Genomic DNA, 14,387 nt, shown 5'->3' with positions numbered 1-14,387 from the left:
TAAAATACACCGAATCAGGAGGTTTCAATGAATAGAAGAACGTTCCGTAAAGTAATGGCTGCTAACCGTGGCGAAATCGCCATCCGCATCTTCCGTGCCTGCACCGAACTGGGTATCGGCACGGTGGCGCTCTATTCCGAGGAGGACAAGCTTTCCCTCCATCGGTACAAGGCGGACGAAGCCTATCTGGTCGGCAAGGGGAAGAGTCCTATCGACGCCTATCTCGGGATCGACGAGATCATTTCCCTGGCACTGAAGGCGGATGTGGACGCCATCCATCCCGGTTACGGTTTCCTCGCCGAGAATGCCGAGTTTGCCGAGAAGTGCGAGGCCGCCGGTATCGCGTTCATCGGCCCGACCGCGGAGATGCAGCGGGCATTGGGGGACAAGGTTGCAGGGCGCAAGGCCGCCATGACTGCCGGCGTTCCGGTAGTTCCCGGTACCGAGGACCCCATCGAGAAGGAAGAGGAGGCCCTCAAGTTCGCTAAGGAATCCGGGTACCCGATCATCATCAAGGCGGCGGCCGGCGGCGGCGGCCGCGGCATGCGCGTGGCCCGGAACAAGAAGGAGCTGCTGGAAGGTCTTTCCTCCGCCCGCAGTGAGGCCAAGGCCGCCTTCGGCAATCCGGCGGTCTTTCTCGAACGTTACATCGAGAACCCCAAGCATATCGAGGTGCAGGTGCTGGGGGACAACTATGGGAACCTTGTCCACTTCTTCGACCGCGACTGTTCCGTACAGCGCCGGCACCAGAAAGTGGTCGAATTTGCCCCCTCCCTCTGTCTGACCCAGACCCAGCGCGAGGAACTCTGCACGGCGGCCCTGAAGATCGCCGGTCAGGTCAAGTACCGTAATGCGGGTACCGTCGAGTTCCTGGTGGACCAGGAAGGGAACTACTATTTCATCGAAATGAACCCGCGTATCCAGGTGGAGCACACGGTCACGGAGATGATCACCGGCCGCAACCTGGTTCAGTATCAGATCCTGGTCGCCGCGGGGCACAAGCTTTCCGACCCGGAAATCAACATCCCCAGCCAATCGGCCATCGACATGCGGGGGTATGCCATCCAGTGCCGCATCACCACCGAAGATCCTGCCAATAACTTCGCCCCGGACTTCGGCACCCTGACTACGTATCGTTCGGCGGCCGGGGCAGGCATCCGGCTCGATGCGGGGAATGCCTTTACCGGGTCCCACATCACCCCCCATTACGATTCCCTGTTGGTGAAGGTCAGCTCATGGGGCCTGACCTTCAAGGATGCCGCCCATATCATGAACCGCGCCCTGCAGGAGTTCCGGGTTCGCGGCGTCAAGACCAACATCGGGTTCCTGGAAAACGTCGTCACCCATCCGGTTTTCATCAAGGGGAGTTGCGACACCTCGTTCATTGAAAAACATCCCGAGCTCCTCCAGGTCCGCGAAAAGAAGGACCGGGCCACCAAGGTCCTCAAGTTTCTCGGCGACGTGGTCGTCAACGGTTCGCCGGGGATCGTCAAGCCGCTCAAGTCGGCGGAACTGATCGAGGCGCGGGTGCCGGAGATCGATTTCACCAAGCCGCGGCCGGCAGGGAGCCGCGACCTGTTCATGAAGCTTGGCGCCGAGGGGCTTTCCAAGTGGATACTGGAGCAGAAAAAACTGCTCATCACCGATACCACCATGCGGGACGCCCACCAGTCAAACCTGGCCACGCGGGTGCGCACCCATGACCTGCTGAAGGTCGCCGAGCCCACCTCGTACCTGGCGGCGGATATCTTCTCCCTGGAAATGTGGGGAGGGGCCACCTTCGACGTCTCCATGCGCTTTCTCAAGGAAGACCCCTGGCAGCGCCTCCACAAGCTCTCCGAGGCGATTCCCAACATCCTCTTCCAGATGCTGCTCCGGGGTTCGAACGCGGTGGGGTATACCAACTACCCGGACAACGTGGTGCAGAAATTCGTGGAGGAGGCAGCCAATTCGGGAGTGGATATTTTCCGGGTGTTCGACTCCCTCAACTGGACCAAGGGGATGGCGGTGGCAATGGAGGCGGTGCGGAAAACCGGCAAGGTCTGCGAGGCGGCCATCTGCTATACCGGCGACATTACCGATCCGAAGCGGGACAAGTATCCGCTGGAATACTACGTGAACATGGCCAAAGAGCTAGAGCAGATGGGTGCCCATATCCTTGCCATCAAGGATATGGCGGGCCTTCTGAAGCCCTTCGCGGGGTACAAGCTGGTCAAGGCTCTGAAGGAGAATATCGGCATCCCGGTCCACCTCCATACCCATGACACCTCCAGCAATGCCGGTGCCATGCTTCTCATGGCGAGCGAGGCGGGGGTCGATATCGTGGATGCGGCGCTATCCTCCCTTTCCGGCCTCACCGCCCAGCCGAACCTGAACGCCCTTGTGGCAGCGCTTGAAGGGACCGAGAGGGATCCGCAGGTGAACACCGACGGCCTGCAGCGGCTGGCAAACTACTGGGAGACGGTGCGCGACTACTATGCCCCCTTCGAGTCGGGCCTTAAAAGCGGCACTGCCGAAGTCTACCACCACGAAATCCCCGGAGGTCAGTATTCCAACTACAAGCCCCAGGTCGCCGGCCTCGGCCTCCTCGACCAGTGGGACGAATGCAAGGAGATGTACCACAAGGTCAACCTGCTGTTCGGTGATATTGTCAAGGTTACCCCTTCGTCGAAGGTTGTGGGGGATATGGCCATGTTCCTGGTGAAGAACGGCTTGCAGCCGGAAGATGTCTTCACCAAGGGGGACGAGCTGGCCTTCCCCGAGTCGGTCATCGGCATGTTCAAGGGGATGCTCGGCCAGCCCTACCAGGGGTGGCCGGAGGAGCTGCAGAAGATCATCCTGAGAGGGGAGCAGCCGATTACCTGTCGCCCCGGCGAACTGCTGGAGCCGGTGGATTTCGAACTGGAGCGGGAGAAGCTGGAGGAGAAGGTGGGACACCGGATCGACGACCAGGCGCTCGTGTCCGCCATCCTCTATCCCAATGTCTATCCCGACTTCGACCGGCACCGCCAGGAGTACTCGGACACCTCGGTCATCCCGACCCCCATTTTCTTCTACGGCCTGGAGCCGGGTCAGGAGACTTCCCTGGATATCGAACCGGGGAAGACCCTGATCATCAAGCTGAATGCCGTCGGCAAGGTACAGGCGGACGGCACCCGCCAGGTCTACTTCGAGCTGAACGGCAACGCCCGGTCGGTCACCGTGCGTGACCAGTCGGTACAGACCGACGAAGTGGTGCGGGAGAAGGCCGACAGGGGGAACCCGAACCACATCGGCGCCCCCATGCCGGGAAAGGTGCTCAAGATCAACGTCAAGGCAGGGGACGAGATCAAGGCGGGGGACGTGCTGATGGTTACCGAAGCGATGAAGATGGAGACCAACATCAAGGCCAAGGCGGACGGGAAGGTTGTCGACGTGAAGTTCAAGGAAGGGGAAAAGGTGGAGAAGGAGGATCTGGCCTTCGTACTGGCGTAACCTTTCCGTTCATCTCCGTTGCGAAGAGGAAGACCCGCCCATGAGCGGGCCTTCCTCTTAATCCATGCAAAAGCCTGCACCACTGCATTCGTTGTGCGCATAACACGCTGGCCGGAGACTGCAGCGATCTCAGAGGAGGTCCCCTTGTCTCTCAAGGAATTCAAGCTCTTCGACACCCATCTGCACATCATCGACAGCCGTTTCCCCCTGGTACCCAACGACGGGTATCTGCCTGCCGAGTTTGCCTGCGTGGATTACCTCGAGCGGATGAAGTCATATGACCTGGCGGGAGGGGCCATCGTGTCCGGCTCGTTCCAGGCATTCGACCAGACCTACCTGGTCGATGCCCTCAAAAGGCTCGGTCCGACCTTTGTGGGGGTGACCCAGTTGCCGGCGACAGTTTCCGATTGGGAACTGGTGGAACTGGACGAGGCGGGGGTCCGGGCGGTCCGGTTCAATCTCAAGCGGGGTGGCTCGGCGGATGTACGGTACCTCGACAGCATGGCACGGCGGGTTCACGAGCTCGTGGGGTGGCATGTGGAGCTGTACGTTGATTCCCGGGAGTTGGCCGGGCTGTACGACACCCTGGCAGCCCTTCCCGCCGTCAGCATCGACCATCTCGGGCTTGCCCGGGAAGGATTCGGGACGCTCTTGAAGCTGGCCGGACATGGCGTCCGGGTTAAGGCGACCGGTTTCGGCCGGGTCGACTTCGACGTGCGCACCGCGCTCCAGGAGCTCTACGCCGCCAATCCGGAGGCACTGATGTTCGGCACCGACCTCCCCTCCACCCGGGCACCCCGCCCCTACGAAGACAAGGATTTCGACCTTGTCGTCGAAGCCCTGGGGGATGAAGGGGCTCGCAAGGTGTTCCACGACAACGCGGCAGTGTTCTTCGCGCCACCCTCGCCCCGCGAACCGGCCTGAGCCCCTCCCCTATCCTGCGGAAATACGGCGGGAAATCATGTTGACATCGGTCAAACCGGGGTGGTATCCTTCCCGCCGGTGTGGCGCGGGACCTCCCCTTGTTCCTGCCGTCTATTTTGATCAGCCATAAGGAGTCAGACATGGAGATTATTGCAATCGATATCGGGTTCGGATTCACCAAGGCGACCAACGGGACGCGCACCATCGTCTTCAAATCGATCCTCGGCGAGGCGACCGATATCCAGTTCAAGGGGGGTATCCTGGGGGAGAGCTCTCCCGACGAGAACATCCAGATCGAGGTAGATGGACGCTCGTATTTCGTCGGCGAGATGGCCGAACGGCAGAGTAACGTCCGCTCCTTCACCCTTGACCAGTCCCAGTTCTTCAGTGCCTTTGCCAAACAGCTGGCGCTAGCGGCGGCGTCCCGCCTGGTCGGCACCTTCATGCCCGTCGGTCTGGTGACCGGCCTCCCCATCGGCTATTTCAAGGAATACAAGGACGAACTGGCGAAAATGCTCAAGGGGGACCACAAGGTGGTCCTGACCAACGGCAGCGGCAAGCGGGAGGAAAAGGTCATCAAGATCAACGAGGTGAGGGTAATTCCCCAGCCCTTCGGCTCGCTCTTCAACCTGATGCTGAATGACGTGGGGGAACTGGGAGAAAAGCGCTACGTGAAGGAGAAGGTCGGCATCATCGACATCGGCTTCAAGACCGCCGACTTTACCGTTGCCGACAAGATGCGCTATTCGGAGCGGGGGAGCAGGACTACCGATTCGGGAATATCCCGTGCCTTCGGCATGATAGCCGGCAAGCTGCGGGAGAAGACCAGCGTCAATGTTGAACTCTACCGCCTCTACGACGCGGTGGAGCGGGGTAACATCAAGATCCGCGGCAAGGAATTCGATCTCAAGGGGCCGACCGAGCATGTCTACGGACAGCTGGCGACCTCCATCGCCAACGAGGTCGACCGGCTCTGGACCGACGACTGGGATATCGAGACCATCGTGCTGACCGGCGGGGGAGGGGCGGCACTAGCCCGGCATCTTCAGCCGCTCCTCAACGGACAGGTCATCGTGGCGGACGCAGCCAAGGACGCCCGGCTCTGCAATGTCCAGGGGTACTGGAAATTCGGCAAGCACATCTGGGCCAGGGGCATCGTCACGCCTCCAGCCACCCCTCCAGCCTAGTCCGTCCCCGGTACGACAAACCCCCTCCAATGGCCTGCGAAAGCGGGCCATTGTCGTTTCCACTCCCGATTTCCCCTGATGCACTATTCCCAGACGAGGGAGCGCTCATCGTCATATCCCTGTGCCGTGTCTGTCACGAGTTCCAAGGTGGAGGGGGCCGTTGCCAGATCGGTTGCCAGCCGGCCAGTGAGGATCATGCCGAGCAGGAACGGCATGGCACGGTAGCAGAGATAGAGGTTGCAGGCGGGACAGTAGGGGGATTCGCGGTTGGAGAGCGGTTCGCCGCAGTAATGGCAATGGAGGTAATAGAGACGGGACATGGCGTTCTCCCTTTCTCCCTCCAGCGATGCATGGCATGACAGTGGTACGGGGTGCATATCCATCTGTTTCCTGTCTTCACTATACTCTTTTCCCTCGGGAAATATGCAGATTATTTCTGGATACATGCATACCTGACGGGTTTTCCCTTGGGCATTCTTTGACATTTCTGGGAAATCATATTATAACCTGACAATATTGTAACGTGGCTGTCGGAGTTCCTGGCACGTTCCCGTATGCCCGGAATGCCCAAGACGGCCGGTGGTGGCATTCACCCTGATTTTCACGGATGGCTATGCTCAAACGAATAACGACAAGGCTGTTCAGAATATGGCGCGGTAGGAGCCCGCTGCAACGTTTCGCGCTCCTCGTGCTGCTCCTGCTCCTCTGCGTCAATATCGGTCTCTCCGCCTGGTATTCAACGGGGACGCGGGAGACCTCCGTCGACGAGGTCGTGCAGAAAGCCTATGTCATCTCCCGCATGCTCAGTGATGCTGCTGCCCGTTCCCTGGACAGGGGTGAGATGTCCGGTCTCGACAGTGCTACCGATGAAGCACTCAAGGACCAGGATCTGGTTTCCATAACCGTCCGGGACAAGAAGGGGAAGGTCCTTCTGGAAAAAGCCAAGGACACTCCTCCCGCACGGCTTAACACCTTTCAGACCCCTATCCGGCTGGATGGCCGGGAGGCAGGGAGCGTAATTACCCATTTTTCAATGGCGGGCGAGGATGGGCGGCTTACTGCCCGTCTCCGCCATACTGCCGCGGTTCAATGGGGGCTGTTTTCCCTTGTCGCTGCGGTTCTTGTAGCGGCCTGCTTGTGGGATAACAGGCCCCGCAATGATGAAACGGGAGCGGAGACCCTGCAAGCGGTGTCCCGCACGATCCCTCTCCCGACGGTTCCTCTTCTGACAAGGTACTCTGCAGTCATCCCCCGCGTGTCCGCCGATCAGGCGACGGCGGATATCTCAGTTCCCGATTGTTCCAATCTCCCTGGCGATGAGGTCCTCCTTGCCGCTGACAGTTCCGATGTTTCTCCTTCCCCTGTCGTACACAAATCTCCCCTGGCGCTTGCCCGCGACCTGTGCGATGCCAGCAGTGCGCTGCAGGAAGCCTTGTCGGCCTTGTCGGCCGAAGAGGGGCTTCGTCGGAGCGGAGCGGAGCATGCGCGGCTTTTCCGCGACCGGGTCAGCCAGTTGCAGCGACAGGCGGCAGATGTGGCGGGCCGTGCCGACGGACTGATCGCGGCGGGGGGTGGTATCGTGGAGTCGGTGCTGGGGGGATGCGAGGCATCGGTATCGTCCGATGGTGCCCAGGTCGGAGAAGTACAGGACCTGGCACGGAGGGTGGCCGATTCCGTTGACCCGGTGCGGGAGGCTTTCGAGGTGGTTGGACGTGTTCGCACGGAGATGCAGCGGCTTGCGACACCCGCTGCCGACCCCGGCAGTCTGCGCGACGACCTGTCGGCTGCCGCCCGGATGGCGGAAGAGTGTTCCTCCGTGATGCGCGAACGGGTACTTCCTGCCCTTGCTGCGGCCCGTGATGACGAGAACGCGGTTGCCGAACGGGTTGCGGCCCTTGTCCGGCTGCTGGAGGAGCTGGATGACCGTGCCCACGACATTGCCCGGAGCAGTGCGGCGGTGCTCGATATGGCCGACATGGCCCGGACCCTCGGCCGGACCGGTGTTCCCGGACCTGCCGGGAACGAGTGCGAGCTCCTGGCGACACGGATGGAAGAGCTTGCCTGGAGTATGACTGGGGACGTTCAGGCGTTCCGTGCGTTGGCCGGCAAGGCTCTCGGCGTGGGGGGTACCGTAACGGATGCAGCCCGGATGGCACACTCGATGGTGGGATGGGCCGGCAATGCCGCGGAGGATATCGCTGCCGCTTCCGCCCTAGAGGGAGAACTGCTCGGAAAGGCCCTTTCCTTGGCGGGGAAGAAAGGTGGCGAGGTCGATCGTCTTGTCCGGGAGATCGCCGCACTTGCAGAGGAACTCCAGGGGGTGCAGAGTCCCCTGGATGGCCAGGCAATCCAGGTGGGGGAGCTTGTCGGTCGCGTATCGGCGCTGAACGATGCGGTGGTGAAACAACAGCTCCAGGCCCAGGAGTATACGGGGTCACTGGCCGTTGCCGGAGGGACCCTCCGGCTGGCCGGTACGTTCCTCGCGGAACTGGTGGCCGAAGCGGCACAGCTGGCGGACCTGTCGCGGGAAACCTCGTATCTTGCCGGCGGGGTTCAGAAGACCGGGGGAGAGGGTGATCTGGTGGAGCTCATCCGTCATGCCCATGAACGGGTTGCCCGGCTTCTCGTCAATTACGGGCAGGTGACCGACGGCGCCGGCCCCGAAGGGTGAAAAGGGAAACAGAGAAAAAGGACGGGCCTGCAACAGCAGGCCCTTTTTTTTATGCGTGGATAAAGATGCTTTGCTTCCCCTACGTGAGCCGGTCGAGGTCCTCTTTGACGTTGGTTACCAGGTTCAGGAGGCGGGGGCCGATGTCGTCTTCCAGCATGTGGCGGCGGAGCTGAAAGGCGGCGCCGACGCAGCTGAAGACGAGGATGCGGGAACCGTCGGACGGGACGAGGGGGGTGGCGACGGCGTGGACATCCTTTTTCCAGTCGCCGAGGGAGAGGCAGAAGCCGAAGTGTTCATAGTCCTTGAGGGCCTGCTCGATGCCGGCGCTGATCCGGGGCCAGTCAGCTTCGTTGCGGACCCGGATCTGCTCCATGAGGTTCGCCCGCTCCGGTTCCGGCAGGGCGCAAAGGAGCGCCCGCCCCATGGAGGTGGTGGCTATGGGTATCTGTGAGCCGGCACCGAGGGTCAGGGTGACCGTGGCGCTGCTCCGGCAAGCCTCCACGTAGAGCATGTTGAGCCGGTCCTGAACGCCGACAGTGACCGACGCCTGGGCATATTCGGCCAATCCCTCCATGTAGGGGCGGGCGACGCGGCGGACATCCAGGTTGGCGAGGAAAGAGTAGCCGAGGGCGAGGACGGCCGAGTCCAGGTGATATTTGCCGAACTTTTCCGTGTAGCTCAGGTAGCCGAGCTTGGTCAGCGTGTGGGTGAGGCGGGAGATCGTCGGCTTGGGGAGGCCGGTGCGCGCCGCCAACTCCTGGTTTCCCAGATAACGGTCACCCGGCTTGAAGCAGCGCAGTACCTCCAGCCCCCGCTCCAGGGAGCGGATCGACTGGCGGTCGGTCTCTTCGCCGTTCCCATTCTTTTCTTTTCCCATTCCCCACCCCTTAGTTTCATTCTGCGAAATTAACTCAAGGTGTGCCATAACTTTCCGGAGAAGTCAAATGCTTATTTTTCGAAGTATGTTTCGCTGAACGGAATAATCTGGTGTTCAACGTCAAGAGGGTGGCATGAAGTGTCAAGGGTCGTTAAGAATGGCAGTTTATGGGGAAGTATAATGAATACACCGTCAAATTTATGTTTACATTCGGTCAGGTATGGGGTACAAAAGGGGCGTAATTGGAAATATGATTTTGCAGAACGAAACTACTTGATGGGATGTCGACATGGCCATGAAAAAGAATCCTCGCTACAATGTGGTGTCGTTACGGATCAGTGACGCGGAAAAGGAAACCCTCACCGAGATTGCGCGCCGGATGGATCGGAGCATATCGGACGTCATGCGGGAGGCGGTGGGGCTTGTTCAGCTGCGGATGGGAAAGAGCGTGTCGTCCCGCTGACCGGCGTCCGGTCGTCTGACCGTTTTTCCCGCTCCCCTTTCCATGGCCTTATGCGGACCATTACCGTTTAATCTCCCACCTTGTCTGCCAGCCCCATAATCTGTCTTTTCTTTACGGTCCCTACGCTCTTGTCAAACGGAAGATTCCCGGTTAAAGTCTCCATGCGGGAGGATGGGGATGGAGACTGCCAGTACAGCCAATAACAGCGGGAGGTCGATCAGGAAGGTCCTGGCGCGGGTTCTTTTTGCGGTGGTGCTCCTCTGCGCCCTGGCTGTCGTTTCCCTGAAGATCTACCTGGCGACTCCCGATGCATCCCACCGGCTTTCCCGTCTGGCGACCTCCCGTCTCCACCAGCCCGTCAGGGTGGCCGGCCTCCGGCTGGCGGGAGACACCCTGTATATCCAGGGGGTGACCGTCGCGAACCCGGCGGGTTTCACCGGCAACCTGGCCGCCGCCGACTCTCTGGCCATTGCCCCCCGCTGGCTGGATATGATCCGGGGGAAGGTGGTCTTCCGCCGGATCGCCCTGGAAGGGGTGCGGCTCGATCTCCGGACCGAAAGCGGCGGCGCTTGGAATTTCGCACCCCTCCGGCAGCGCTTCACGGGAGGGAAACCCTCTGCCAGGGGGGTGACCATTGGCGACCTCACCCTTAAGAGGGGTGCGATCCTGGTGAACGGCCGGGGGGTCGAGGATATCACGCTGCGGCTTTCCGGCCTGGCGACCCGCGGGGGAGGGGATGCCCCGTTGACCCTGGATTTCGGGGACCAGGCGGGGAACAGGTACCGGGTCGAGGGGAAGGTCCGTCCCGGCATCGATCCTGCCTTCGACCTGACGCTGACCTCGTCGTCCCTTTCCCTGGCGCCGTTTGTAAGCAAGGTGCGCGGGGGGACCCTGCTCAAGGGGGGGAATGGCTCCCTCACCCTGACGGCCGTTCTCAAGGAGGGAAAGCTTCGCGCCAGGGGACATGCCGGCGTGGAGGCGCTCCAGCTGGTGGCCGGCAGCGGGACGCATCCCCTGGCGGGGACCCTGGACGTTGATGGGGATTATGACATCAAGCGCGGCGAGGGACGTCTGGCGGGGCTGGTACTGGACGTGAACGGCCTCCTCAGGGTGCGTGCCACCGTGAAGGGAGACGATCTCAGGGGGGCGCGGCGGTTTGCCCTCGAACTTGCCATGGAGGAGATGGACCTGGGACGATTGGGCAGTTTTGTCCCGGCAATCGACAGGGTGGGGATTTCTCTCGGGGGGAAGCTCAGTATTCCGGAAATCCGCCTTGCCGGAGACAGGTCGCGCGTGACCGCAGTCGATGGTTCCCTTGTCCTGCGTGACGGGAAAGTTGCGCGGGGTGAGCGGCTCCTGGCGAGCGGCCTGACGATGAGCGCAGACCTCGCCGGCGAAGGAGAAAGGTTGCGCGTCCGCGGCCGTCTCTCCCAGCCCGATGCCGGCGGTACGGTACTGCTGGAGACCCTCGATGCCCCCTTCGCGGCCACCCTCTCCCCCCGGCTAAAGCTGCTCCAGGCAGAAATACCGATCCTTGCGGCCCGCTTCATGGGGATCCCGGTCACGGGCCGTGCCGCACTCTCCCCTGCCTCTGCCGAACCGCTTTCCGTTGCACTCCAGCTCCCCGTCACCCCCGTGGCAACCTTCAAACCCCTTCTGGACAGACTTGGCCTACAGAATGTCGCCGGCACCGCCTCCCTTTCCGTGACGGCGGCGGGGCGCACTCCCCGGCAGTTCGGCGGCACGGCCCAGGTCCGGCTGGCCTCCCTCAAGGGGAACCGCGGGGGCACAACCTTTGCCCTCGGCAACGGCACCGCCGATGCCCGTTTCGGCCGCGGCGGCGGGGGGGTGACAGTCGCCGGCACCGCCCGCCTCGACGGGGTGGAGGTGGGGGACAAAAAGGTAGAGGGGAGTTTCGGTTACCGGTTTGCCGATGGCGCCGTCATCCTCGAAAAGGGGGCGTTCCGGGGGGAAGGGGCAACCCTGGCAGTGGAGCGGGTCACCGGCCGGCTTACGGCAGGTGATGGCGGGTCGCATGGCCGCCGTCCCCTCGCGGTCGATGCCACCGGCGTCGCCCTGCACCGGGGAGACCTGGACGTGACCGGCCTTGCAGCTACCCTGCGCGGGACGTACGCTGCCGATGCCAGGGGGAAGTGGCTGGAGGGGACCGCTGCTGTCGCGGCCGACAGGATCATGTTTCGCGGGAAGGACGTGGCGTCGCCGTCCGTCCGCCTCTTTATGGCACGGCCCGGCTGGCGGGGAGAGCTGGGAGGGATCCTGCTGGGGGGCGGGGTGAGCGGTACGGTAGCCTTCAACCCCTTCGACCGGCAGGAGGGATACCGGTTCCAGGCGGGGGTGAAGGGCGGGCAGTTGGCTGCGGCGGGTACCCTGTTTCCGAAGCGGGAAGAAGTGACCCTTGCAGGGGGTGAGTTCTCCGTCACCGGCACGGGGAGCTACGCAGTGCGCGGTGGGCTCGACTGCAAATTTGCGGCTAATGGCGAGGGAATCACCCTGGCCGGCCTGGGGGGGAAGAGGTTGTTGGCCGGCGGAGCAGTGCGCCTGGCGGGAGAAATCGGGGGGCGCAATCTGACTTTGACTGACGGAGTCGTTACCGTCGGTGAAGGGGTGGCCCTCACGGCGAAAGGGGAACTGGCGAACTTCCCCTCTCCCGAACGGGAAGGGAGCTTTACCTATGCCTTGGCCAGGACCACCCTCAACGGGCTCACCGATCCGTTCGTCAACATCCTCCCCCGGCCGCTCCAGGAGGCAACGATGGAGGGTGAGGTGGCCGCAGAAGGGGACATTCGGTTCCATGCCGGCGAAAAACTGGTGAACGGGACGCTGCTTCTGAACGGCGCCCGTCTGGAGATGGCGACCCAGAAGGTAACGGTGACCGACGTCAACGGCAGGGTCCCCTTCTCCCTCGACCTCTCCAGGGGGGGGGCGGTCCGCCCCAACGACACCCTTATTTTCAGCCGGGAGAACTACCCGCTGCTCCTTGAACGGCTCGGAAAGGGGACTGACACTCCGAACCTCACCATCGGCTCGGTACGCTTCGGCCCCCTCGCCCTGGAGCGGACTACCATGGAACTCAGGGCGAAGAACGGCCTCACCGAGATCGTCTCCCTCAGGTCGTCCCTCTATGAGGGGACGATTCTCGGCAAGGGGTTCGTCGCGGTGAAAGGGGGGACCGCCTACGGCGGCGACCTTCTGGTCAACGGCCTGAGCCTGCGAGAGTTCTGCAACGCCATCCCCAAGATCAAAGGGTATATCCTGGGGAGGGTGGACGGCATCGTCAGCCTCTACGGCGAAGGGAAGGGGCTGGGGGGGCTCGACGGCTTCGTCAGTCTCTGGGCGCGGGAGGGGAACGGGGAGAAGATGCTCGTCAGCAAAGAGTTCCTCCAGCGGCTGGCGGGGAAGAAGCTGCGCGGATTCTTCTTCCGCAACGACCGTCCCTATGATCGCGCGGAGATAAGCGCCACCCTGGAGGAGGGGTACCTGACCTTCGAGACCCTGGATATATCCCATACGAATCTCATCGGTGTCCGCGACCTGGGGGTGTCGGTCGCCCCGGTCCAGAACCGGATAGCCCTGGACCACCTGTTCGAGGCGGTGAAGCAGGCGGCGGCCCGTGGCAAGGCGGCAACGGCAACGGGAGAGCAGCCCCCCGCCGAGGCACCGGCCAGCCCGGAATTCAAATGGGAGGAGTGACCCCTGACTTCTCCGGTCAGATTCTGCTGGTCATAAGTCCATTTTCTTCTCTTGTGGGAAGGCTGTTTTGTGAGTAGACTTGATGCGGATGGTTGCCCCATGATTCAGAAATCGACAGTACAATAAACAGTTGCGGAGGTGGGTTTATGAACATGAGAATTCTCAAGTGGCTCCTGGCGGGGGGATGCGGTCTCCTGACCGCCTGCGCCATCATAACGGTCAATGTCTACTTCCCCGAGAAGGCGGTCAAGGAAGCCTACAAGTCCCTGGACGAGATGCTTCTGAAGAAGAGCGGCGAAAAGGGGGCGGAGGAGAAGCCTGCGGGGGGGCAGACGCCGGCTGAGGAGCAGAAAGCCCCGGAGACCAAACCCCAGAGTCGCCTGTTCGACGAGCTGCCGTCCCTTTCCCTGGTTCCCGCGGCCCATGCCGCCGACAACGTTGCCGACGACCTGGCGATAGAGCTTTCCGGCAATGCGGAGGTGCTGAAGGCCTACGAAGAGATGAGCCAGCGGCTTCCGAACCTGAAGTCCCTCTATGATGCGGGGGTGGTCGGGCTGACCAACCAGGGGCTGGTAACGGTGCGAGACAAGACGAAAGTCACTCCCGAGGACGATGCGCTGGTAAAGGCGGAAAACGCGAGCCGCAAGACGGTGGTGATCAACATGGCGAAGGCGATCCTGAAGATCAACAAGCAGCAGGAGTCAAAAGCGGCGCTGGCCCAGGTGCAGGGAAAGGCGGCGGCCACCTATGCGGAAACCAAGCGGGAGGAGGCGAAGCCGGGGTGGTGGATGCAGCTTCCCAACGGCCGCTGGGTCCAGAAGTAACAAAAGTCAGCGCAGAAGTATCCACGACAAAAGGCGCCACCATTCACTGGAATGGGTGGCGCCTTTTTTTCGGTGACCTGTGTGGTGAACTGCCGAACGCTGCGTCTGAGGGATATTTTCACTTTTGCAAATCTTTACCGGGCTTTTGCATTTTTGCGAAACAGTCCTTCGGTCGGCTCTTCTTCTTCAACATGTTGAAATTCTGCCGCTATTCAGTGTGAAGCTCGATTCCGCACCTTGAAATATTTTTGCATTT

9 protein-coding genes are annotated in these 14,387 nt (G+C 61.8%); 7 read left to right on the top strand and 2 right to left on the bottom strand.

All coding sequences use genetic code 11. From position 1 onward, the window contains the following. Positions 1-27 precede the first annotated feature (27 nt). The 3 genes from KI810_RS10990 to KI810_RS10980 all read left to right on the top strand — a co-directional run bounded on the left by KI810_RS10990 (position 28) and on the right by KI810_RS10980 (position 5,585). Entirely contained in the window at positions 28-3,474 is a 3,447-nt protein-coding gene (locus tag KI810_RS10990) for a pyruvate carboxylase (protein ID WP_214175588.1), read from the top strand. 144 nt (positions 3,475-3,618) lie between these two features. Further along, entirely contained in the window at positions 3,619-4,398 is a 780-nt protein-coding gene (locus tag KI810_RS10985; protein WP_214175587.1) for an amidohydrolase family protein, read from the top strand. A 140-nt stretch (positions 4,399-4,538) separates the two neighbouring features. Then, positions 4,539-5,585, top strand: a complete 1,047-nt coding sequence (locus KI810_RS10980) for a ParM/StbA family protein (protein WP_214175586.1) — start codon at positions 4,539-4,541, stop codon at positions 5,583-5,585. An 83-nt stretch (positions 5,586-5,668) separates the two neighbouring features. Here KI810_RS10980 and KI810_RS10975 read toward each other — a convergent pair whose 3' ends face one another. Beyond that, complete coding sequence (locus tag KI810_RS10975) at positions 5,669-5,962, bottom strand: hypothetical protein (protein ID WP_214175585.1); 294 nt, start codon at positions 5,960-5,962, stop codon at positions 5,669-5,671. A 236-nt stretch (positions 5,963-6,198) separates the two neighbouring features. Here KI810_RS10975 and KI810_RS10970 point away from each other — a divergent pair, with 236 nt between their 5' ends. Continuing rightward, positions 6,199-8,256, top strand: coding sequence for a hypothetical protein (locus KI810_RS10970; protein ID WP_214175584.1), 2,058 nt, complete (start codon positions 6,199-6,201; stop codon positions 8,254-8,256). Between the two features lie 79 nt (positions 8,257-8,335). Here the strand turns inward: KI810_RS10970 and KI810_RS10965 are convergent, their stop codons facing one another. Beyond that, positions 8,336-9,133: an IclR family transcriptional regulator gene (locus KI810_RS10965; protein WP_214175583.1), complete on the bottom strand. Its 798-nt coding sequence runs from the start codon at positions 9,131-9,133 to the stop codon at positions 8,336-8,338. 289 nt (positions 9,134-9,422) lie between these two features. Here KI810_RS10965 and KI810_RS10960 point away from each other — a divergent pair, with 289 nt between their 5' ends. From KI810_RS10960 to KI810_RS10950, 3 genes are all read left to right on the top strand, one after another. Next, entirely contained in the window at positions 9,423-9,596 is a 174-nt protein-coding gene (locus tag KI810_RS10960; RefSeq protein ID WP_214175582.1) for a ribbon-helix-helix protein, CopG family, read from the top strand. Between the two features lie 177 nt (positions 9,597-9,773). Continuing rightward, a complete protein-coding gene (locus tag KI810_RS10955; protein WP_214175581.1) occupies positions 9,774-13,307 on the top strand; it encodes a DUF748 domain-containing protein in 3,534 nt (1,177 codons plus the stop codon). Positions 13,308-13,453: 146 nt separating this feature from the next. Then, positions 13,454-14,131, top strand: coding sequence for a DUF1318 domain-containing protein (locus KI810_RS10950; protein ID WP_214175580.1), 678 nt, complete (start codon positions 13,454-13,456; stop codon positions 14,129-14,131). The last annotated feature ends 256 nt before the right edge of the window (positions 14,132-14,387 follow it).

Origin of the sequence: Geomobilimonas luticola, from assembly GCF_018476905.1 — a bacterium.
In the GTDB taxonomy this organism is placed as follows: Bacteria; Desulfobacterota; Desulfuromonadia; order Geobacterales; family Geobacteraceae; genus Geomobilimonas; species Geomobilimonas luticola.
This window is presented reverse-complemented; position numbering and strand designations above follow the sequence as displayed.

Bases quoted from the DNA above. Each gene is read 5' to 3' on its own strand.
- KI810_RS10955 (WP_214175581.1), top strand. From the start codon at position 9,774: ATGGAGACTGCCAGTACAGCCAATAACAGCGGGAGGTCGATCAGGAAG.
- KI810_RS10990 (WP_214175588.1), top strand. From the start codon at position 28: ATGAATAGAAGAACGTTCCGTAAAGTAATGGCTGCTAACCGTGGCGAA.
- KI810_RS10960 (WP_214175582.1), top strand. From the start codon at position 9,423: ATGGCCATGAAAAAGAATCCTCGCTACAATGTGGTGTCGTTACGGATC.
- KI810_RS10980 (WP_214175586.1), top strand. From the start codon at position 4,539: ATGGAGATTATTGCAATCGATATCGGGTTCGGATTCACCAAGGCGACC.
- KI810_RS10970 (WP_214175584.1), top strand. From the start codon at position 6,199: ATGCTCAAACGAATAACGACAAGGCTGTTCAGAATATGGCGCGGTAGG.
- KI810_RS10975 (WP_214175585.1), bottom strand. From the start codon at position 5,962: ATGCACCCCGTACCACTGTCATGCCATGCATCGCTGGAGGGAGAAAGG.
- KI810_RS10950 (WP_214175580.1), top strand. From the start codon at position 13,454: ATGAACATGAGAATTCTCAAGTGGCTCCTGGCGGGGGGATGCGGTCTC.
- KI810_RS10965 (WP_214175583.1), bottom strand. From the start codon at position 9,133: ATGGGAAAAGAAAAGAATGGGAACGGCGAAGAGACCGACCGCCAGTCG.